Here is a 21193-nt window from a genome sequence, read left to right on the forward strand (position 1 = left end):
TTCCCCATGTGCCGGGTGGGCGCTTCGGGTCAGCGGTTGCTGATCCGGAAGGCGGTGCCCGCGGCGGCGATCGGGGAGAGGATCATGAAGATCCAGGTGATCGCGTCGGCGTCTTCCTTCCAGGTGTCGAACAGGTCGCCGAAGTGCTCGAAGAAGATCTCGTTCGCGGACGGGATGTTCGCGGAGGCCGCGGCGGCGCCACCCATCTTGTCCAGGTAGTTCGAGGCCGCCTCGTTCATGATCATGGCGTAGCCGTACAGCTCGCCGAGGAACACGGCGGCGAGCGCCAGAACCGCGCCGACCACCCACAGCGCGACGTTGCGGCCGCCGAGCTTGGCGACCGCGAGGCCGACGAGCGCGCCGAGCGCGACACCCGCGTAGGCGAACTTCGTGACCTCCGGCGGGTTCGAGTCGGTGTCCGCGAGCGAGCTCAGCAGGAACGCGTACGCCACCGCGCCGATGAGAGCGGCCACGATGGCGGCGCCGACAGCGGCGAGCGGGTTGCCCTGGGGCCCCACCTGCGGTGCGGGTGGCGGAAAGCCACCGGCGAACTGCGGCTGGGGAGCGCCGGGCTGCGGCTGCTGGGACTGCGCCTGCGGGTAGCCGTAGCCGGGCTGCGGAGCGGCGGGCTGCTGCGGGTAACCACCCTGCTGCTGCGGGTAACCGCCTGGCTGCTGCGGCTGCTGCCAGTTCTGGCTCATTGAAATCCCCCGGGGATGAAGGTGATTCGCGTTCAGGGACAGCCGTGGCCCAGGTGCGGCGCCAGCGGGGGAACGCGAACGATTCGAGCCATAAAAGTAACAGGAGGGCATGACAACCAGACAAGTCACTTCCGGGGTCCGTGACATGCCTGGGACCGGACGGAGACATGGTGTCCCGGTAAAGGCGGATATTGATCCGGTATTCGGTGCCGCGCGGGTGGCAGTGAGGATCCGCACGGTGGAGCGAATCTCAGCACTGACAGGACAGAATCCGGCATAAGCAATAATGTCAACTTATGGCGCAGAACAAGTCGTTCACTGGGCGAGACATGGGCATCGACCTCGGCACCGCGAATACGCTGGTGTACCTGCGGGGCAAGGGCATCGTGCTCAACGAACCGTCGGTCGTGGCGGTCAACACGACCGACGGCAATGTGCTGTCGGTGGGTTCGGCGGCAAAGGAGACCATGGGGCGGACCCCGACGAACATTGTCGCCGTTCGACCGCTCCGCGATGGGGTCATCGCCGATTTTGAGGTCGCCGAGCGCATGTTGCGGTACTTCATCAAGAAGGTGATGGGCAGCCGTCGGCTGGCCCGCCCCCGCGTCGTCGTCTGTGTGCCGTCCGGCATCACCGGTGTCGAGCGGCGCGCGGTGATGGAGGCCGCGACCCAGGCCGGGGCGCGGCAGGTGCATCTGGTCGAGGAGCCGATCGCGGCGGCGATCGGCGCGGGCCTGCCGGTGAGCGAGCCCACCGGCTCGATGGTCGTCGACATCGGCGGCGGTACGACCGAAGTCGCCGTCGTCTCGCTGGGCGGCATCGTCACCGCGCGCTCGGTGCGCACGGCGGGCGATGCGATGGACGTCGCGATCAGCACGTACGTAAAGAAGCAGTACGCGCTGGCCATCGGCGAACGGACCGCCGAGGAGATCAAGGTGTCCATCGGGTCCGCCTCGCCGACCGGCTCGTGGTCGGCGCCGCGCGCCGGGGTGGCCGTCCGGATGACCGAGCGCAACGTCGAAGTGCTCGACAACGGTGACAACGAGGACACCCAGGCGCTGCTGCCGCCCGACCGCTGCACCATCCGCGGCCGGGACCAGGCCACCGGGCTGCCCAAGGTCCTCGAACTCACCGCGGACGAGGTGCGGCACGCGCTCGCCGAGCCGGTGGACAGCATCGTCGCCGCCGTCCGGTCCACGCTGGACGAGACCCCGCCGGAGCTGGCGGGCGACATCATGGACCGCGGCATCGTGCTCACCGGCGGCGGCGCGCTGCTGCGCGGTCTGGACGTACGGCTCGGCCGCGAGCTGGACATCCCGGTGCTGGTCGCCGACGACCCGCTGGACTGCGTCGCCGTCGGCACCGGCCGCTGCGTCGAGGACTTCGCCTCGCTGCGGGCCGCGATGGACGCCAGCCCGCGCCGCTCCGACACCGTGCGGGTCTGACGCCGTGCGGGTCTGAGGCAGCGCCATCCCACCATCGGGCCGCCCCGGCGTGCGGCCCGGGTGCCGCCGTGGTGGGCTGGTGAGCGGGCCGGTTCGTCGGGCCGGTGCGTCAGGCGGGAGGTACGGCGGCCAGGTGACGGCATGGGCGCGGGCGTACGGGCGGACGATCGCCGTGGCGGTCGCGCTGCTCCTGCCCGGCGGGCCCGCCATCGCGGCCACGCCGTCCGTGCGCGCGCCCGCCGTGCGGCATGTGCCCGATACCCGGGACGCGTCCGCCCCGCGCCCGTACCCGCTCGCCGTCGAACTGCGGTCGCTGAGCCCCGCCGTGGTCCGCCACGACGGCGAGGTCAGGATCAGCGGCACCGTCACCAACACCTCCGGGCGGCGCGTCACCGGCGCCCACATCGGGTTGCGCATCGGCGCGGCCGGGGCCGCCGACACCCGCGGCGCGCTCGCCGAGCACGCCGCGCGCACCGCCCTCACCCGCTCCGACGGCGCCGAGGTCACCGCCCACACCGCCCGCCTCGCCCGGCTCGACGCCCACGCCGGGCGCCGCTTCGAGCTGACCGTGCCCGTCTCCGCCCTCGGGTTGGAGGGCGCGGGCGCGTATCCGCTCACCGTGACCGCGGCCCGTCCGGACGGCCGGGTGCTCGGCCTGGCCCGCGGCCAGCTGCCCGTCTACCTCGACGGCACCGCCCTGGAGCGGCTGCGCACCACCGTCCTGTGGCCCGTCACCGACGTTCCGCACATGGAGGCGCTGACCCGGCGCACCGGCGACGACAGCGTGCTGCCGGTCTTCCGCGACGACGCGCTGACCGCCGCGTTCGGCCCCGGCGGGCGGCTGCGGCGGCTGGTCGAACTGGGCGACGACCAGCCGGTGACCTGGGCCATCGACCCCGATCTGATCGTCCAGGCGCAGGCCATGACGCGCGGCTACCGGGTGGCCCGCACGCCCGGCAGCAGCGATCCGCAGGAGGCCCGGCCGGGCCAGGGCGGCAAGGCGGCGGCGGGCTGGCTGGCCGCGCTGCGCAAGGCGGTGCGCGGCCGCGACGTGATCGTCCTGCCGTACGCGGACCCCGACCTGGCCTCGCTCGCCCGCCGCGGCGACCCGGCGCTCGCCGCGCTGCTCCGCCGCGCGTCGGCCACCGGCACCGCCGTGGTGAACCGCGCGCTGGACGTCCGCGCCCGCGACGGGGTGGGCTGGCCCGCGGCCGGTGTGCTGGACGCCGGGATCGCCGGGTACGCGCGGCGGCTCGGCCTGGACACGGTGCTCGCCTCCGGCGAGGGGCCGGGCCCGTACGGCGCGTCGCTCGTCGCCGGGGGCGCCACGGACGACGGGGCGGTCGCGCTCGGCGGTGGGAGCACCGCGCTGACGTACGACGCGACCATCGCCTCCCTGCTGTTCCGCGGCCACCCCGCCGCGGGCACCGCCGGGGAGCCCGCCCGGCTCGCGCTGCGGCAGCGGCTGCTGGCCGAGACCCTGACGGCGGTGCGGGAGCTGCCGTACGTGGCGCGCGACCTGGTCGTCGTACCGCCGCGCCGGATGCCGGTCGGGATCGCGCGGACGCTGCTGTCGGCGCTGGCCGCGGGTCAGGAGGCGGGCTGGCTGGAGCCGTCGCGGTTCGAGGTCAGCTTGCGGGAGCCGGAGGCGGGGGAGTTGCGGGACAGCGGCCACCATCCGGCCGGGCTGCGCGCCTCCGAGCTGCCCCCGGAGCGGCTGGCGGCGGTCACCCGGGACCGGCGGCGGCTGCGCGCGCTGGCGAAGGTGCTGTCCGACGCCCGGGCCACGGTGGCGTCGGTGCGCGCGGCGCTGGCACGGTCGGTGTCCACGGGGTGGCGGGGCGACGCGGCGGGGGCGCGCGCCTACCAGGAGGGCGTGGCCCGCTATCTGGCCGCGTCGATCGCCTCGGTGCGGCTGGTGCCCAAGTCGAGGGTGGTGGTGACCGGCGGCTCCGCCACCATCCCGGTCACGGTCGCCAACGGGCTCCAGCAGGACCTCACCGGCGTCGAGCTGCGGGTGCTCTCCGGCAGCCCCGAGCGGGCCCGCGCGGTCGACCGCGCCGTGGCCGTGCGGGCGTCGCGGGCGGTGAGCCGTACGGTACGGGTCCGGGTGAGCGCCCACGCGAACGGGCCGGTGCGGCTCACCGCCCAGCTCTACACCCGTGCCGACGGGCGGCCGTGGGGAGCGCCGATGACGTTCACCGCCGAGGTGCGCTCGGTGCCGTCGGGCGCGGTCGCCTTCGTGGCGGGCGGGCTGGGCCTGATCGCGCTGGCGGCGACCCTGCGCCTGCGGACCGCCCGCCGCCGGGCGGGCGTCGGCCGCGGTGGGCGGTGACGCGGGGGACCGGGCCCGCCCTTTACAGGCGGTGGGCGGTGCCCGCCGGGCTGGCGCCCCGGGTGTCCAGCAGCAGCTGGGCCTTGGCGGCCAGGCCCTGGAGGTCGTAGGTGCGGTGGTGCTGGAGCAGCACCGTCAGGTCGGCCTCGGCCGCCGCCTCGTACAGCGCGTCCGCGCGCGGCACCGGGCGGCCCAGGACCCGCCAGCCCGGCACATACGGATCGTGGTAGCCCAGCTGGGCGCCCAGCTCCATCAGCCGGGCGGCGATCTCGCGCGCCGGGGAGCCCTCCTCGTCCGCCACGTCCGGCTTGTAGCTGACGCCGAGCAGCAGGATGTGGGCGCCGCGCGCCGACTTGCCGTGCTCGTTGAGGAGCGCCGTACAGCGCTGGGTGACGTAGCCCGGCATCCGCCCGTTGACCTGCTGCGCCAGCTCGACCATGCGCAGCGGGAGGCCGAGGCCGCGCTGCGGTTGCGTCATCCCGTCGCACTCGATCGGCGCGCCGTGGCCGCCGACGCCGGGGCCGGGGCGGAAGGACTGGAAGCCGAACGGCTTGGTCTCGGCGCAGCGCACCACGTCCCACAGGTCGACGCCGTTGTCGTGGCAGAACGCCGCCATCTCGTTGACCAGGGCGATGTTGACGTGCCGGTAGTTGGTCTCCAGGACCTTCACGGTCTCGGCCTCGCGCGGCCCGCGGGCGCGGACGACCTTCTCGGTGAGGCGGCCGTAGAACGCGGCGGCCGCCTCGGTGCAGGCGGCGGTGAGGCCGCCGATGACCTTGGGGGTGTTGGCGTAGCCGTAGACGCGGTTGCCGGGGTCGAGGCGGCCGGGGGAGTAGGCGAGGTGGAAGTCGCGCCCGGCCCGCAGCCCGGATCCCTCTTCCAGGAGCGGGCGCAGGAATTCCTCGGTGGTGCCGGGGTACACGGTGGATTCCAGCAGAACAGTGGTGTGCGGGCGCAGCCACCCCGCCAGTGCGCGCGCCGCCTCGCCGACCGCGGACAGATCCAGTCGGCGGCCCTCGCCGAGCGGGGTGGGGGAGCAGATCACGGCGGTGCGGACCCGGCCCAGTTCGGCCGGGTCGGTGGTGGTCCGGAAGCCGCCGGAGATCATCCGGCGCAGCTCGGCGGCGGTCAGCGAGCCGTCGCCCGCCCCGGTGGGCAGCCGCCCGGCCCGCAGCTCGTCGGCGGCCCGGGAGTCCGGGTCGTAGCCGACCGTACGGACACCGGCGGCGGTGGCGGCCTGGGCGAGCGGGAGGCCGAGGTGGCCGAGTCCGATGACGGCGAGATCTGCGGGCATGACTTCGAGCCGTCCTTCCCGAGGCGATTCCGGATGGCGCAAAGGCAGACTAAGCGGAAATATGACTCGTATTCAGTATTGACGGAGGGTGGCGACGCGGTGTTGCGGTCACCGGAAGGGGAGGACGCGCGAAGCGGCCCGCCCAGGGCCCGGACCGGCATGGCGCAGCGGGATGGCATGGCACAGCGGCATGGCACGGCGAGGAGAAAGCCAGGAAAATCATCAGGCGAGCGTCGTGACGTCGATCACAGCGGGAGGCAGCGGTGAAGACACCGGCACTGGGACCGGTCGAGCGCGGCGAGGCGCTGGCCCGGATGGCGGACCGTGAGCTGGACGTACTGGTCGTGGGCGGCGGCGTGGTCGGCGCGGGCACCGCGCTCGACGCCGCGACCCGCGGCCTGGAAACCGGACTGGTCGAGTCCAGGGACTGGGCCTCCGGCACCTCCAGCCGCTCCAGCAAGCTGGTCCACGGCGGCCTGCGCTACCTGGAGATGCTCGACTTCGCCCTCGTCAGAGAGGCCCTGAAGGAGCGCGGACTGCTGCTGGAGCGGATCGCTCCGCACCTGGTCAAGCCCGTCCCGTTCCTCTACCCGCTCAAGCACCGGGGCTGGGAGCGGGTCTACGCCGGGGCGGGCGTCGCGCTCTACGACGCGATGTCGGTCTCCTCCGGGCACGGCCGCGGGCTGCCCGTCCACCGCCACCTCTCGCGCACCCGCGCGCTGCGCGTCGCCCCCTGCCTCCGCAAGGACGCCCTGGTCGGCGCGCTCCAGTACTACGACGCCCAGGTGGACGACGCCCGCTTCGTCACCTCCCTGGTCCGCACCGCCGCCCGGTACGGCGCGCACGTCGCCAACCGGGCCAGGGTGGTCGGCTTCCTGCGCGAGGGGGCGCGCGTCGTCGGGGCCCGGGTGCACGACCTGGAGCAGGGCGGTGAGTTCGAGGTCCGGGCCCGCCAGGTGGTGAACGCCAGCGGGGTGTGGACGGACGAGACGCAGGCGCTGATCGGGGAGCGCGGCCAGTTCCACGTCCGCGCGTCCAAGGGCATCCACCTCGTGGTGCCCAGGGACCGCATCCACTCCACGACCGGGCTGATCCTGCGCACCGAGAAGAGCGTGCTGTTCGTGATCCCGTGGGGGCGGCACTGGATCGTCGGCACCACCGACACCGGCTGGGACCTCGACAAGGCACACCCGGCCGCCTCCAGCGCCGACATCGACTACCTGCTGGAACACGTCAACGAGGTCCTCGCGGTGCCGCTCACCCGCGACGACGTCGAGGGCGTCTACGCCGGGCTGCGCCCGCTGCTGGCCGGGGAGTCGGACGCGACGAGCAAGCTCTCGCGCGAGCACACGGTCGCCCATCCGGTGCCGGGCCTGGTGGTGGTCGCGGGCGGCAAGTACACGACGTACCGGGTCATGGCCAAGGACGCCGTGGACGAGGCAGTGCACGGCCTCGACCGGCGGGTCGGGCCCTGCGTCACCGAGGACGTGCCGCTGGTCGGCGCCGTCGGCTACCAGGCGCTGTGGAACGCGCGGGCGCGCATGGCCCGGCGCACCGGACTGCACGTCGCCCGCGTCGAACACCTGCTGAACCGGTACGGCGCGCTCACCGAGGAGGTGCTGGAACTGGTCGCCGCCGACGCGCGGCTCGGCGAACCGCTCACCTCCGCCGACGACTATCTGCGCGCCGAGGTCGTCTACGCCGCCTCCCACGAGGGCGCCCGCCACCTGGACGACGTCCTCACCCGGCGCACCCGCATCTCCATCGAGACCTTCGACCGGGGCACCCGCGGCGCCCGCGAGGCGGCCGAGCTGATGGCGCCGGTGCTGGGCTGGGGTCCTGAGCAGATCGACAAGGAGATCGAGCACTACGAGAAGCGGGTGGAGGCGGAGCGCGAATCGCAGCGGCAGCCGGACGACCTGACGGCGGACGCGGCCCGGCTGGGCGCACCGGACATCGTGCCGCTGTAGGGCTGGATCGCGGCTGTTACCGGGGTCGGCGGTCCGGGCAGAACTCCGCCGTGAGCAGGGCGGTCTCGGCGTCCGGGTCCGGTGGCCCGTCGCTGTTGAGGCGGTAGACCAGGGTGTGGCCGCCGTCGCGGGTGGACACGGCCAGCGCGTACGAGCCGTTGACCTGGCCGTTGTGCCCCCAGACCGTCCTCGCGCACGGCAGCTTCACCGGGAACAGGCCCATCCCGTACCGGCCGCCGGACGCCGAGGTGTCCTCCATCCGCCGCAGCTGGGCCTTCGGCACCGCCTTGCCGCGCAGCAGCGAACCGAGCAGACGGGACAGATCGTCCAGCGTGGAGATCATCTCGCCCGCCGCTCCGGCGGCGGACGGGTCGAGGTCGGTGACATCCCGCCAGTCGCCGCCCCGCGCGTCGTACGCGTGGCCGTGCGGCGCCGGGAGCGTGGTGCGGGTGCCGGGGAACGAGGTGTCGCGCAGGGCGAGCGGAGCGAGGACCCGGCGCCGGGCCTCGGCGGCGTACGAGCGCCCGGTGACCCGCTCGACGATCATGCCCAGCAGGACGTAGTTGGTGTTGGAGTAAGCCCACTTGGTCCCGGGCGCGAAGGCCGGGCGATGGGCGAGGGCGGCCCGTACGAGGGAGGCGGGGCTGTGCGCCTTCGTGTCGTCCACCTTGTCCGCGTCCGCCAGCTGACGCGCCAGCACCGGGTCGGCCGTGTAGTCGAAGAGCCCGCTGGTGTGGGTGAGGAGCTGGCGGAGGGTGATTTTTCGGCCATTGTTGCCATGTCCGCGGACCAGTCCCGGGAGGTGTTCCTCGACCGTGTCGGCCAAGTCGAGCCGCCCCTCGACGGTCAGACGCAGCGTCACCGCCGCGATGACGGTCTTGGTGACGCTGCCCGCCCGGAAGTGATCCTCCCGCTGGATGCGCCGCCCGGTCCGGGTGTTCGCGACCCCCGCCGTGGTGAACCGCGCCGCGCCCCCGTCCCGTATGAGCACCGCCGCTCCGGGCGCCTCGCCGTCGGTCACCAGCCCGCGCAGGGCCGTCCGTATGGGGCCCTCCTCGCGGTCGGCCGCCTCCCGGCGCCCGCCCGCGCTCGCCTGCGCGTCCGCGCCCGCCGTACAGCCCGTCAGCGCCACCGCCATGGCCGCGACCAGCGCCACGACGGTCGGCATACGGCCTCGCCTGTGCCATCGTATGGCGGAGATGGGCATGACACGGGCCTTTCCGTTCCCTGCGGACCTCCGATGTTCGCAGGTGCCGGAACGGCCGCCGCACCGTGCCCGCTCCGCGCCCGGACCCCGGGCTTTCCCGGGGTCGTGGATGAGAGACAATGGGGGCTCTCCCAGGGTGGGTTCAGGGTGGGTTGATTTGCAGAGGGGTCGCATGTCGGAGGCTGAGAAGACGCAGGGTTCGACTGGGCGCCTCCTCGCCGGCCGTTACCGGCTGGGGGAGATTCTCGGTCAGGGCGGCATGGGCACCGTCTGGCGCGCGAGCGACCAGACCCTCGGCCGTACGGTCGCGGTCAAGGAGCTGCGCTTCCCGTCCAGCGTCGAGGAAGACGAGAAGAGACGGCTCATCACCCGCACGCTGCGCGAGGCGAAGGCGATCGCCCGGATCCGCAGCAACGGTGCCGTCACCGTCTACGACGTGGTCGACGAGGACGACCGCCCCTGGATCGTCATGGAGCTGATCGAGGGCCGCTCGCTCGCCGACGCCGTCCGGGACGACGGGCCGCTCACCCCGCAGCGCGCCGCCGAGGTCGGGCTCGCCGTCCTCGACGTGCTGCGCGCCGCCCACCAGGCGGGCATCCTGCACCGCGACGTGAAGCCGTCCAACGTGCTGATCTCGGACGACGGCCGCGTGGTCCTCACCGACTTCGGCATTGCCCAGGTCGAGGGCGACCCGTCCGTCACCTCCACCGGCATGCTCGTCGGCGCGCCCTCCTACATCTCCCCGGAGCGGGCCCGCGGCCACAAGCCCGGCCCGCCGTCCGACCTGTGGTCGCTGGGCGGCCTGCTGTACGCGGCGGTCGAGGGCGTACCGCCGTACGACAAGAGCACGGCCATAGCGACCCTCACCGCGGTGATGACCGAGCCGGTCGAGCCGCCGAAGAACGCGGGCCCGCTGGAAGAGGTCATCTACGGCCTGCTGAACAAGGACCCCGACCAGCGGCTGGACGACGCCGGGGCCCGGGCGCTGCTGGAGCACGCCCTGAGCGCCCCCGAGGACACGGCGAAGCCCCCGCCCGCCGACGCGACCCGCACCATGACCCTGCCGCCCGCCCCCTCGGCGGAGGACGAGGCCGCAGCGGGGGCCAAGTCCGCGGCTGTCGCGGAGCGGGCCCGGGGCGCGCTGAAGTCCGCACGGAACGCGAAGGCCGAGCAGAAGGCGGACACGGCGAAGAAGCCGGAGACGTCGAAGAAGGCCGGGTCGGCGAAGTCCGCGGCCTCCGCGCAGGCCGCACAGTCCTCGAAGGCTTCCGGGTCGTCGCCGTCGTCGCCGTCGGCGCAGTCTTCGCCGTCGGCGAAGCCTTCGAAGTCCTCGAAGAAGGGGGAGGCGGCCGCCGGTTCGGCTTCTTCCGCTTCCGCTTCGTCCTCCTCTGTGTCCTCTGGTTCCGGGACGCCCGAGAGCGCGCCCGGCCCGTATCGCCCGGTGCCGCCCCGCGCCCCGATCACCGATGTGGTGTCCAAGCGGACGCTGATCATCATCGCGGTGGTCGTGGTCGTCATCGTGGGCACCGTGCTCGCCATCGCCTTCAACGGCGGCGACGACGGCAACAGCGCCAAGGGCGGGTCCGGCGCCGAGGCCTCGGCGTCGTCCGGGACCTCGGACGACCGGCAGAACGGCAAGGACGCCGGTTCGTCCGGCCGCGCGAACACCCAGGCCCCGGACGGCAAGACCTCCGGCGGATCGACCGAGCAGACGGACGCGGACACGTCCAAGGGCGACGACGCGGACGACGGCGGCAAGGGCAAGGGCAAGGACAACGGCGGGGACGACGGCGGCAGCGGCGGCAAGGAGGAGGGCAAGGGCGCCTCCGTGCCGTCCGGCTACGAGACCGTCAACAGCTCCGACTTCCCCTTCACCATGGCGATGCCCAAGGGATGGTCGGTGCACAACGGGAGCTACAGCGGCAGCCGAAAGTACTACGGCGGCTCCAGCATCCCGCGTATACAGATCGACTTCACCTCCTCCCCGAAGCCCGACGCGGCGGCCGAGTGGCGCAAGGGCGAGGCCGCCGCGCGGAGCAGCATGTCCGGGTACAAGGGCCTGGGCATCAAGGCGATCGAATGGCGGGGCTACCCGACCGTCGCGGACTGGCAGTTCGAGCGTGACCAGGACGGCAAGCACGTACGGGTGCTCAACCGCGGCTTCAAGGTGGACGACAGCCACGGCTTCTCCATCATGATCACTTGCGAGGCGAGCAAGTGGGACGACAAGGAGTGCCGGACGCTGCGCGACACCGCGTTCACCACCTTCGACATCACGGACTGAGTACTCCTGTCGGCGAAGCGTCGTGCGGGCCCGTATCGTGAGTGCCCGTAGACCGTGCGCAGTCGCATGAACCCGCCAAAACGACCACAATTGACGGCTTAGCGCTGTGCTGATCGCATAAAGGGACGTTGATCGCGCTGATCGTGCGCTAGGGGAGGCGTCGTGGACGAGTACGCGGGCCGGGTGCTGGCCGGCCGCTATCGCCTGCCCCTGCCGCCCGCCGACGCGTACGAATTCGCCGAGACCCGCGCCTTCGACACCTACAGCGGCCAGCAGGTCCATCTGCGGCAGATACCGCTTCCGGAAGTCGTCGACGCCGAGGTCGTCGACGACGACGGCCACCCCGGCGGGGCGCTGAACGGGGCCTCCCGAACCGCCCGGGGCGGCGGCGACCCCGCCGTACGCCGCGCCCTGGACGCGGCGACCGCCGCCGCGCAGGTCCCCGACCACCCGAGGCTCGGTCAGGTCTTCCACGTCTTCGCGGAGGCCGGAAGCCTGTGGATCGTCAGCGAACTCGTCGCCGGGCGCCCGCTCGCCGCGCTGCTCACCGAGCGGAACCTGTCCCCCCACCGCGCCGCCGAGGTCGCCAACGACGTGCTGACGGCGCTCCGCGCGCTGCACGCCCACGGCTGGACGCACCGCAACATCACCACCCGCACGGTGCTGTTGTGCGACGACGGCCGTGCGATGCTGACGGGCCTGGCGGCGGGCGCCGCGGAGGAGGCGCTGTGCGGCTACGACCCGGTGCCGGGGCCGCCGGACGCGGGCGCGGCCGGGCCCGGTGCCGGGCCCGCGTCGCCGCGGGGCACGGCCGCTGAGGACGAGGGGTACACCCCCACGCCGCCCGACGGCACTCCCATCGGCGCCACCCCCACCCCGGCCCTCCCGCAGGGCTACGAGAGCGCCACCCCCGACCAGCGGCCCGGCGGGCGGGGCCCGGTCTACCGCGACCAGGGCGCGGCGGGCGGCTTCCCCGCGCCGCGCCCCGCGGGCGACGCCGACCGGGGGCCCGGGCCGGGCGCCTGGGACGGGCCGGAACCGGACGCCGCATGGGCCGCCGAAGGGGCGGGGTACATCCCGGCGCAGGGCGCGGGCGACGACGTACACGGCGGCGCCGCGGACGACGCGCAGGGCGCTGCCGCGCGCGCCGCGCGGGCGAAGGCCATCGCCGCCTATGCGGCAGGAGCCCGCGCCGCCGCCGCACGGATGGGCGTCGACGCCCCCCACCACCACCCAATCCAGGAGCCGGAGCCGCTCACGGGCGGCGGCGCGCCCTGGCCCGACTCCACCGCCGCCGACTCCGCTTCCGGTTCCGCTTCTGGTTCCGGTTCGCCGGAAGGCGCCACCGTGCCCCGGCAGCCGAACGGGGAGGACGGCGGAGGTTCCTGGGACGGCGGCGGCGCGGCGGACGACGGCCCGCCGCGCGGCCCCACCACCGCGCTCGCCGCCGAACGGGCCCGGCAGGCGCGGATCGTCGTGGTCGGCGCCGTCACCGAGCGCTGGGCGCCCGAGCAGGCCGGTCCCGTCCACGAGAACTGGCGGCTGGCGCCGCCCGTCGGCCCCGCCGCCGACCTGTGGGCGCTCGGCGTGCTGCTCTTCCGCGCCGTCCAGGGCCACGCCCCGTACCCGGAGGAGAACGCCGCCGAGCTGGTGCAGATGGTGTGCGCGGAGGCACCCGCCTACGCGGAGGAGTGCGGTCCGCTGCGCCCCGTCGTCGAGTCGCTGATGCGGCAGGACCCCACCGAGCGGCCCGACTTCGAGGAGCTGCGCGGCTGGCTGCGCTCGCTGATCAGGTCGGCGCCGGAGCCGGACGTCGGCAGCAGTACGGTCACCGTTCCGTCGATCGGTCCGGGCGGCGCGTCCGACCCCAAGCGGCTGCCGATCGTGCGCCGCCGCGGCTGGCTGGTGCGCAAGGGCCGACCCCGCCCGGAGCGGACGGCGGCCGCGCACGGGCGGCACAAGCGGGCGAAGCAGGCCGCGCGCGAACCGGGCCCGGCCCCGCTGCGGGAGCGGACCGAAGGCCGCAAGCCGCGCAGGCTGGGGCGGGTGCTGCTCCTGCTGATACTGCTGGGCCTGGCGGCGGCGGTGCTGTACGCGATGATGTTCATGCCGCGCACCGAGGGCACCGGCGGCCAGGACCGTACGGGGTCCGCGGGCGCGGGGAGTCCGGCGCCCACCAGCGCCCACGACCCGGCGCCGAACGACGACGGCGGGAAGGGCGAGGGCGGCGGCGGTACGGAGGACCCGGGTTCCGACGAACCCCAGTCCACCGAACCGGCCGGTCTCGCGAAGGGCTTCGCGGTCCGCAAGGACCCCAAGGGCTTCAGCGTCGCCGTCCACGAGGGCTGGACCCGGCGCGGCGAGAACGCGCGCGGCCAGATCCGGTACATCGGCGGCGACATCGAGCTGGTGATCGTGGCCGGGCGGGACAAGGTGTCCGCGTTCGGCACCGACCCGATGGCGTACCAGCAGAACCGGGAGGCCGAACTGGCCGCCTTCCGCGACTCCGCGTGGGCGTCGTCCTCGGGGCTGAAGCGGATCGACGTCGGGAAGACGGCGATGGCGGAGGGCCAGTTCAGCTGGCGGGACAGCAGCGGCCGCAACGTGTACGCGCGCAACCTGGCCATGCTGATCGGCGGCCGCTACCACGTGGTCCTGGCGATAGGCCCGGCCGACGAGCGCCGCACGGTGAACCGCCACTTCGAGCAGGCGACGGCCACGTACAGCACCACGGGCTGACGCGCCCTAACGGACCGCACCCCCGAACCGCTCCCGCAGCCGGTACTTGAGCACCTTCCGCAGCGTCTCGTTGCGCGGCAGCGCGTCCACCACCTCCACCCGCTCCGGCACCTTGTGCACCGACAGCCCCACGCCCCGCAGATAGGACCCGACCCCCTCCACCGTCAGCGGCGCCGCCCCCACCGGCTGCTCCACCACCGCGCACACCACCTCCCCGCGCTCCGCGTCCGGCAGCCCGATCACCGCCACGTCCCCCACATCCGGGTGCCGGTACAGCAGTTGCTCGATCTCCTTCGCGGAAATGTTCTCGCCCTTACGGATGATGATGTCCTTGGCACGCCCCGTGAGCACGAGATGGCCGCTCGCCGTCAGATGGCCGAGGTCGCCGGTGCGGAAGAAGCCGTCGGCGTCGAACGCCTCCCGGGTCTGCGCCTCGTCCAGATATCCGGCGCACACCGCCTCGCCCCGCAGCCGCACCTCCCCGTCCACGACGCGGATCTCCATCTCCGCGGGCGGGCGCCCCTCCGTCGTCGCCAGCAGTTCGGCACCGTCGTCCGGCGACCCCATGGTGATCATGGGGACCTCGGTCATCCCGTAGCCGTGCGTCAGTTGGCACCCCAGCTCCCGCACCACCTCGTAGTACAGCTCGGGCGGCTTGGGGGCGCCGCCACCGGCCAGCAGCCGCAAGCTGGGGATGAGCCGGTGCGCGGGATCCTTGCGCTGCTCGGCCAGGAACATGGAGTAGAAGGCGGTGCTGCCGCCCGCGACCGTCACCCCGTGCCGCCGGTACGCGGCCAGCGAGTCCGGCAGCGCGAAGTGCTCCAGCAGCACGGCGGGGAAGCCGTACAGCAGCAGCATCACCGTGTAGTCGGGCCCGGCGACATGGGCGTACGGGAAGGCCATCGACCCGATGTCGTCCGGTCTCAGCCGCAGCGCGTGGGCGAGACAGGAACCCGCGGCGATGAGGCTGCGGTCGGTGTGCAGCACCCCCTTGGGGTCGGAGGTGGTGCCCGAGGTCCAGTAGATCCAGCGGACGGCGGTCCCGTCGGTGGGCGGCGGCGGCAGCTTCGCCGCCTTCGGATCGGCGACCGGGAGCGCGTCGTACGCCTCGAAGACGCGCGGCGGCTGCGGCAGCCGGGCGGCCAGCCGGTGCGCCATCGCCGTGTGGTCGAAGCCGCGCCAGGTCCCGGGGACGGCGAAGAAGCGCGCGCCCGAGGCCCGGAGCGCGTACCCGACCTCGCGGTCGCGGTAGTACGGGATGAGCGGGGTCTGTACGGCGCCCAGCCGGGCCAGCGCCATGGTCAGCACGACCGTCTCCAGCCGGGTGGGCAGCTGCCAGGCGACCCGGCTGCCGGGGCCCACTCCCATCGCGTGCAGCCCGGCCGCCGTGCGCTCCGCGCGGGTGCGCAGCGCCCGGAACGTCAATCTCCGGTCATGCCGTCCACTGGCGGCGGCCTGGATCAGCACGGGGGCGTCCGGGGTGAGCTCGGCGCGCCGCTCCAGCAGCTCCCACAGCGTCGCCGATGCGCCGAGGGCGTGTGCGGTGTCGGTCGTCCCGGCTGTGGTGTCGGTCATCCCGGCCTCCCGTGACCATGAATCTGACGGTTAGTCAGATAATGCGGGAAGCGTAAGCCCGTCCGTCTTGTCGGTCCAGGGGGCGCGGATTAGCCTTCCCCTGCCCGCCTGATCTGACGCGACATCAGAACGCACTCAGAAGAGGGAGGACGGCCGCCGATGGATCTCGCCTTCACGCAGGACGAGGAGGACTTCCGGCACGGACTGCGCGCCTGGCTCGCGGACGTCCTCCCCACCCTGCCCGACCGCCCCGACCCCGCCGACTGGCCCGCCCGCCGCGCCTACGACTGCGGCTGGCAGCGCATGCTGTACGACGCCGGATACGCCGGACTGCACTGGCCCGAGGACGCCGGAGGCCGGGGCGCCACCCCCACCCAGCACCTGATCTTCCTGGAGGAGACCGAACGCGCGGGCGCGCCCTACGTCGGCGCCAACTTCGTCGGACTGCTGCACGCGGGCCCCACCATCGCCGCCGAGGGCACCCCCGCCCAGCGGGCCCGCTGGCTGCCGCCGATCCTCCGCGGCGACCAGGTCTGGTGCCAGGGCTTCTCCGAACCCGACGCCGGATCCGACCTGGCCGCGTTGCGCACCCGGGCCGTACGGGACGGCGACAGCTACGTCGTCAGCGGCAGCAAGATCTGGACCTCGCACGCCGAGGTCGCCGACTGGTGCGAACTCCTGGTGCGCACCACCCCCGTGGGACCCGAGACGCCGAAGCACCGGGGCATCACCTGGCTCGCGCTGCCCATGGACGCGCCCGGCGTGACCGTACGGCCGCTGCGCACCCTCGCCGGGACCGCCGAGTTCGCCGAGGTCTTCCTCGACGAGGTGCGGGTGCCCGTCGACCACCGGATCGGCGCCGAGAACGACGGCTGGCGGGTGACCATGGTGACCCTCTCCTTCGAACGCGGCACGGCCTTTGTCGGAGAGGTCGTCGCCTGCCGCCGCGTACTGGAGGCCCTGGCCCGTACCGCCAAGGCCAACGGGCGGTGGGACGACCCCGTGCTGCGGCGGCGGCTCGGACGGCTCGCCGCCGCCTGCGCGGCGCTGTGGCGGCTCACCCAGTGGAACGTGAGCGAGGCGCAGCGCACCGGCGGGGTGCCGGGCGTCGGCGGCTCGGTCTTCAAGCTCCGCTTCTCCGAGGTGCGGCAGGAGCTGTACGAGGCCGCCGCCGAGGTGCTGGGCCCGGACGCGCTGGACACCGGGCACGAGTGGGTCGCGGACCGGCTGTCGTCCCTCTCGTACACCATCGCTGCCGGAACGTCGCAGATCCAGCGGAACATCGTCGCCGAGCGCATCCTCGGCCTGCCGAAGGGGCGGTGACCCGGACCCATGGACTTCCGGCTCGACGACGACCAGCGGGCCCTGCGGGACGGGATGCGCGACCTGCTGGAACGGCGCTTCCCCCGCACCCGGTTACGGACGGTGGTGGACGGCCACGGCGATACGGCGCCGCTGGACCGTGCCCTGTGGCGGGAACTCGGCACGGCCGGATTCTTCGCGCTGCGGCTGCCCGAGGCGGCGGGCGGGGTCGGGCTCGGACTGCCCGAAGCGGTGCTGGCCATGGAGGAGGCGGGCCGGGCGCTGCTCCCGGGTCCGCTGGTCGCCACCCAGCTCGCGGCGGCCCACGCTGTTGAGGGCGCGGCCGAGGGTGCGGCCGACGGTGCGGCCGTGGTCACCGCGCTGGACCTCGGCCCCGGGGCGGACCGGCTGGTGGAGCATCTGGCCTCGGCCGATGCCGTGCTGGTGCTGAGCGGCGAGGACGCCGAGGTGATTCCGGCCGCCGCGCTCGCGGACCCGGTACGGCCGATACGTTCCGTCGACCCGGCCACGCCGCTGCACCGCGTGCACCCGACCTTCGAGGCCATCGAGGCCGGGGCGGGTGCCGGGGCCGCCAGGGCCGCGGGGGCCGCCGCCCGGCTGCGCCGCGAGGCGGCCCTGCTGACCGCGGCCCAACAGCTCGGCAGCGCCTCCCGTACGGTCCGGATGGCGGTCGACCACGCCACGGCGCGCACACAGTTCGGCCGCCCGATCGGCGCCTTCCAGGCCGTACAACATCTGTGTGCACGGATGCTCGTACGCGCCGAATCAGCCAGAAGTGTGGTGTACGCCGCCGCGGTCACAGAAGAGGCGAGCGATATCGCCGCCGCCAAACTGCTCGCCGACGAAGCGGCCGTCCACAACGCCCGCGACTGCCTTCAGGTGCACGGTGGGATGGGATTCACCTGGGAAGCCGATGTCCATCTGCACCTCAAGCGGGCCTGGGTGCGCGCCGGTCAGTGGCAGACGGCGGCCGCGGCCGAGGAGGAACTCGCCGCCGGACTCCTGTTGACCGGTGAAACAGGTTTGTAACCGGGCTCCATGGATACGCCTGAATTGTTGGGATGTCGCATTCTCTGGGGAGATCCCCGGAGGCTTTGAGGTGACCGAGCGTTGATATCGGGTTGTTTCCTAGGCGTGACTCGTCACAGGGGGGAGTCGGGCTCCGGCTCGGGTACTCTCCGTGGGGTGCGAGCGGTTTTGGGGTGCAACGAACCCGGCGTGGCCCGTGGGGCGACTCCGGGCACGCCGATGTGCCCCGCTCGCACGGGGCGTGCTCCGATCGTGCCTCGCTGTTCGAGTCCTCGGGGCGTGCGTCGCACAGTATGCCCCACGCATACTCCTTGGCGCTGGAATATGACCGAAGCGCTTGTTGGGGTGACTGTACGTCAACCATGCTCTCTCGCAAGGGGGTACCTCCCAGCGGCAGCTGGGAGAGCGTCACGTTCCGTGACCTCTTCGAGGGCCTCTTGGAGGTATGAGGCGATGTGTCCGCCGGTTCGGATGGTGTGAGCGGTGCAGGTGCTTCAGATGCAGATGGAGGTCCGGCCCGACCCCGCGGAGGTGAGTCGTGCCCGTCGGTGGGCGCGTTCGCGGCTCGCCGGGTCCGGTATCGGAGCCGACGAGCCGCTCGCCGAGACATTGATCCTGCTCATCTCCGAGCTGGTCACCAACGCCGTGGTGCACACCGGCTGTCCCGCGGTGCTGCGCATGCGCTTCCCCGCGCAGACCGGTGGTGACGGTTCCGCCGCGCCCTCCGCGGAGAAGGGGCCCGAGGTCGGCACGGTCCGGGTCGAGGTCGCGGACGCCAGTGCCCGCGCACCCCGTCAGCGACGCGCCGACGAGGAGGCCACCAACGGCCGTGGGCTGGAGCTGGTCGACGGGCTCGCGGACCGCTGGGGCTGGCAGCCCGAGGGCACGGGCAAGCGCATCTGGTGCGAAATCGACCGCGGTCGGCGCGAGGAGTGCGCGGACGGCGCGGAGCGCGTCGAGCGCGGCGATCACGGGGCGCGTGAGAAGCCCCTTCTGACGGGGCATGGCGCCTCCCGCGCGCCCTCGCATCTGGGGCGGACCTCACAAAGTCCAGACCAGGTGTTGACGTGACGTGTCCGAGTGATCACTCTAGGATCAGCGATTCGTCGCGAGGGGACGCCGAGGTTCATGTGGTCCCAGTGAACCGTGTGTTCACGGGACCGTACCTTGGCGAGTGCGGGTCGCGGCCCGGCGCCTGATCAGGGCTCGGCGCCGGAGCCGGGTGGCGGTGCGCGATGCCGTGCTCGGGGCGTGCATGAGCGCACCGCCGCCCGATAGACCCGTCCCGCCCGTCCCCTCGCGCCCGCCGCATCTGTTCTGGCGCGAGCGTGCTGTGTGGTGCCGGTGTCAGAGGATCGCCACGGGGGCGACCGGGGCACCGGTCCCGCCGGTGAACGGCTCCGGTGTGGCCGACAGCAGAAAGGCGTAGCGGCCCTCCTCGGCGCAGGCCGCCGACAGTTCCTCCAGATTCCAGTTCTGGCCCTGCATCATGCCCATTTCGACCAGGTCGAGGGCGTGGACGGGCAGCCACAGGTTCTCGATCTCCGGTGGGACGATCTCGAAGGTGAGCGTGTCGTTGGCGACGGCGGCCACGTCGCGGGCGTGGAACCACTCGGGTGTGCGCAGCGACAGGCCCGGCGACGGAAACGCGTACGCCTCCCGCTCGCCCGCGAGATACCGCTGGATCTGCCCGGTCCGTACGAGCACGATGTCACCGGGCCGGACCGTGGTGCGGGCCAGTTCCTCGGCGGCGGCGAGGTCTTCGGGGGTGACGACATGCCCCTCGGGCAGCCGGTCCGCGCCCCGGGCGCGCGCGACGTCGAGCAGCACCCCGCGCGAGACGATGTGCCGCGCCGTGTCGATGCCGCTGAAGGCCGCGCGGCCCTGGGCGGTGACGGACGCGGCGGGGCGGCCGTTGTAGAGCCTGCCGGAGTGCGAGACATGGGCCAGCCCGTCCCAGTGGGTACCGGCCTGAAGCCCCATCGTCACGGCGTCGTCGCTGGTGGCGACCGTACCCGGGCCGAACATCTCGGCGTTCACGGCGACCATGGTGTGCAGCGGGTTGACCCTTCCCGGGACCATCCCGGTCTGGATGCCGTCCTGCCGCAGCGGAACAGCGAGCGGGACGCGGCGGCCGGTGCGCACCGTCGCGGCGGCGTCCCGGGCCACCGCGTCGGTGATCAGGTTGAGCGTGCCGATCTCGTCGTCGGCGCCCCAGCGCCCCCAGTTGTTGACGCGCTGGGCGATGTCGTGGAACTCGGGCGGCAGCGACATGGCGCCTCCTTCGGTCGGTTCCGTTCCAGGGCTTGTACTCGGGGCGGGTCTGCTCAAAAATCTAACGGTCCGTCAGAAACTGCGGGAAGGGACGCGACGTGGGCAACTTCTTGGACGGCAAGGTGGTCGCCGTCACCGGGGCCGGGCGCGGCATCGGACGAGCCGTGGCCCTCGCCTGCGCGGCCGAGGGCGCGAAGGCCGTCGTCAACGACTACGGCGTCTCGATCGAGGGCGGCGCCCCCACCAGCGAGATCGCCGAAGCGGCGGTCAAGGAGATCGCGGCGGCGGGCGGAGAGGCGGTCGCGGTCGCCGACGACGTCTCCACCATGGCCGGGGGCCAACGGATCGTGGACACCGCCGTCGAACGGTTCGGACGGCTCGACGGCGTGGTGTGCGTGGCCGGAATCCTGCGCGAACGGATGCTGTTCAACATGACCGAGGAGGAGTGGGACCCGGTCGTCGCCACCCACCTCAAGGGCACCTTCACCGTCTTCCGCGCCGCGTCCGCCGTGATGCGGCGGCAGCGCTCCGGCACCCTGATCGGCTTCACCAGCGGCAACCATCAGGGCAGCGTCGCGCAGGCCAACTACGCCTCGGCCAAGGGCGGCATCATCTCGCTGGTCCGCAGCGCCGCGCTCGGCCTGCACAAATACGGCGTCACCGCGAACTGCGTCGCCCCGGTCGCCCGCACCCGCATGTCCGCCAATGTGCCGATGGAACTCAAGGAGATCGGCGCACCGGAGGACGTCGCGGCCCTGGTCGTCTACCTGCTGAGCGAACGGGCCCGCGAGGAAAAGATCACCGGGCAGGTCTACACCATCGCGGGTCCCAAGATCGCGGTCTGGGCCCAGCCGAGGGAACTGCGCGCCGGATACGCCGAGGGCGCCTGGACCCCGGAGAAGATCGCCGACTTCCTGCCCGGCACGGTCGGCACCGACCCCATGCCACTGCTGGCCCAGCTCGACGCCATGGCCCAGGCCACCGCCGCCCAGCAGCGCCCCAACGCGTAAGGGGAGA

At 73.2% G+C, this 21193-nt stretch carries 14 protein-coding genes; 9 read left to right on the plus strand and 5 right to left on the minus strand.

The window, feature by feature from the left end; genetic code table 11:
• Positions 1–29: 29 nt before the first annotated feature.
• The gene (locus tag LCH29_RS00760; protein WP_446459688.1) at positions 30–701 is read right to left on the minus strand and encodes a hypothetical protein; all 672 of its coding nucleotides are present in this window, start codon (positions 699–701) and stop codon (positions 30–32) included.
• Between the two features lie 296 nt (positions 702–997).
• Here LCH29_RS00760 and LCH29_RS00765 point away from each other — a divergent pair, with 296 nt between their 5' ends.
• Both LCH29_RS00765 and LCH29_RS00770 read left to right on the plus strand, forming a co-directional pair.
• Positions 998–2146, plus strand: coding sequence for a rod shape-determining protein (locus tag LCH29_RS00765; RefSeq protein WP_446459689.1), 1149 nt, complete (start codon positions 998–1000; stop codon positions 2144–2146).
• A gap of 133 nt (positions 2147–2279) precedes the next feature.
• Positions 2280–4481, plus strand: coding sequence for a DUF6049 family protein (locus LCH29_RS00770; protein ID WP_446459690.1), 2202 nt, complete (start codon positions 2280–2282; stop codon positions 4479–4481).
• A gap of 22 nt (positions 4482–4503) precedes the next feature.
• Here LCH29_RS00770 and LCH29_RS00775 read toward each other — a convergent pair whose 3' ends face one another.
• The gene (locus LCH29_RS00775) at positions 4504–5775 is read right to left on the minus strand and encodes a nucleotide sugar dehydrogenase (protein WP_446459691.1); all 1272 of its coding nucleotides are present in this window, start codon (positions 5773–5775) and stop codon (positions 4504–4506) included.
• A gap of 263 nt (positions 5776–6038) precedes the next feature.
• On the opposite strand from LCH29_RS00775, the gene LCH29_RS00780 reads away from it, so the two are divergent.
• Complete coding sequence (locus LCH29_RS00780; RefSeq protein WP_446459692.1) at positions 6039–7745, plus strand: glycerol-3-phosphate dehydrogenase/oxidase; 1707 nt, start codon at positions 6039–6041, stop codon at positions 7743–7745.
• Between the two features lie 16 nt (positions 7746–7761).
• On the opposite strand, the gene LCH29_RS00785 is transcribed toward LCH29_RS00780, so the two are convergent.
• A complete protein-coding gene (locus LCH29_RS00785; protein WP_446459693.1) occupies positions 7762–8913 on the minus strand; it encodes a serine hydrolase domain-containing protein in 1152 nt (383 codons plus the stop codon).
• Between the two features lie 211 nt (positions 8914–9124).
• Between LCH29_RS00785 and LCH29_RS00790 the strand changes: the two genes are divergently transcribed.
• Together LCH29_RS00790 and LCH29_RS00795 are read left to right on the plus strand one after the other, a co-directional pair.
• The gene (locus LCH29_RS00790) at positions 9125–11236 is read left to right on the plus strand and encodes a serine/threonine-protein kinase (protein ID WP_446459694.1); all 2112 of its coding nucleotides are present in this window, start codon (positions 9125–9127) and stop codon (positions 11234–11236) included.
• A gap of 162 nt (positions 11237–11398) precedes the next feature.
• On the plus strand, positions 11399–13975 hold the full coding sequence (locus LCH29_RS00795; RefSeq protein WP_446459695.1) for a protein kinase: 2577 nt from the start codon (positions 11399–11401) through the stop codon (positions 13973–13975).
• A 6-nt stretch (positions 13976–13981) separates the two neighbouring features.
• Here LCH29_RS00795 and LCH29_RS00800 read toward each other — a convergent pair whose 3' ends face one another.
• Entirely contained in the window at positions 13982–15550 is a 1569-nt protein-coding gene (locus LCH29_RS00800) for a class I adenylate-forming enzyme family protein (RefSeq protein WP_446459696.1), read from the minus strand.
• Between the two features lie 159 nt (positions 15551–15709).
• On the opposite strand from LCH29_RS00800, the gene LCH29_RS00805 reads away from it, so the two are divergent.
• From LCH29_RS00805 to LCH29_RS00815, 3 genes are all read left to right on the plus strand, one after another.
• Positions 15710–16873 (plus strand): acyl-CoA dehydrogenase family protein, encoded by a 1164-nt coding sequence (locus tag LCH29_RS00805; protein WP_446459697.1) that lies wholly within the window; start codon positions 15710–15712, stop codon positions 16871–16873.
• A gap of 9 nt (positions 16874–16882) precedes the next feature.
• Positions 16883–17902: an acyl-CoA dehydrogenase family protein gene (locus tag LCH29_RS00810; protein ID WP_446459698.1), complete on the plus strand. Its 1020-nt coding sequence runs from the start codon at positions 16883–16885 to the stop codon at positions 17900–17902.
• Positions 17903–18385: 483 nt separating this feature from the next.
• A complete protein-coding gene (locus LCH29_RS00815; RefSeq protein WP_446459699.1) occupies positions 18386–18973 on the plus strand; it encodes an ATP-binding protein in 588 nt (195 codons plus the stop codon).
• Between the two features lie 276 nt (positions 18974–19249).
• Here LCH29_RS00815 and LCH29_RS00820 read toward each other — a convergent pair whose 3' ends face one another.
• The gene (locus tag LCH29_RS00820) at positions 19250–20176 is read right to left on the minus strand and encodes a cyclase family protein (RefSeq protein ID WP_446459700.1); all 927 of its coding nucleotides are present in this window, start codon (positions 20174–20176) and stop codon (positions 19250–19252) included.
• Between the two features lie 98 nt (positions 20177–20274).
• Here LCH29_RS00820 and LCH29_RS00825 point away from each other — a divergent pair, with 98 nt between their 5' ends.
• Positions 20275–21186 carry an SDR family NAD(P)-dependent oxidoreductase gene (locus LCH29_RS00825; RefSeq protein WP_446459701.1) on the plus strand — a complete coding sequence of 304 codons (912 nt, stop codon included), beginning with the start codon at positions 20275–20277 and terminating at the stop codon, positions 21184–21186.
• The last annotated feature ends 7 nt before the right edge of the window (positions 21187–21193 follow it).

It is taken from the genome of Streptomyces sp. BRA346 (assembly GCF_052851135.1).

Bases quoted from the DNA above. Each gene is read 5' to 3' on its own strand.
- LCH29_RS00760 (WP_446459688.1), bottom strand. From the start codon at position 701: ATGAGCCAGAACTGGCAGCAGCCGCAGCAGCCAGGCGGTTACCCGCAG.
- LCH29_RS00765 (WP_446459689.1), top strand. From the start codon at position 998: ATGGCGCAGAACAAGTCGTTCACTGGGCGAGACATGGGCATCGACCTC.
- LCH29_RS00775 (WP_446459691.1), bottom strand. From the start codon at position 5,775: ATGCCCGCAGATCTCGCCGTCATCGGACTCGGCCACCTCGGCCTCCCG.
- LCH29_RS00785 (WP_446459693.1), bottom strand. From the start codon at position 8,913: ATGCCGACCGTCGTGGCGCTGGTCGCGGCCATGGCGGTGGCGCTGACG.
- LCH29_RS00790 (WP_446459694.1), top strand. From the start codon at position 9,125: ATGTCGGAGGCTGAGAAGACGCAGGGTTCGACTGGGCGCCTCCTCGCC.
- LCH29_RS00800 (WP_446459696.1), bottom strand. From the start codon at position 15,550: ATGACCGACACCACAGCCGGGACGACCGACACCGCACACGCCCTCGGC.
- LCH29_RS00805 (WP_446459697.1), top strand. From the start codon at position 15,710: ATGGATCTCGCCTTCACGCAGGACGAGGAGGACTTCCGGCACGGACTG.
- LCH29_RS00810 (WP_446459698.1), top strand. From the start codon at position 16,883: ATGGACTTCCGGCTCGACGACGACCAGCGGGCCCTGCGGGACGGGATG.
- LCH29_RS00820 (WP_446459700.1), bottom strand. From the start codon at position 20,176: ATGTCGCTGCCGCCCGAGTTCCACGACATCGCCCAGCGCGTCAACAAC.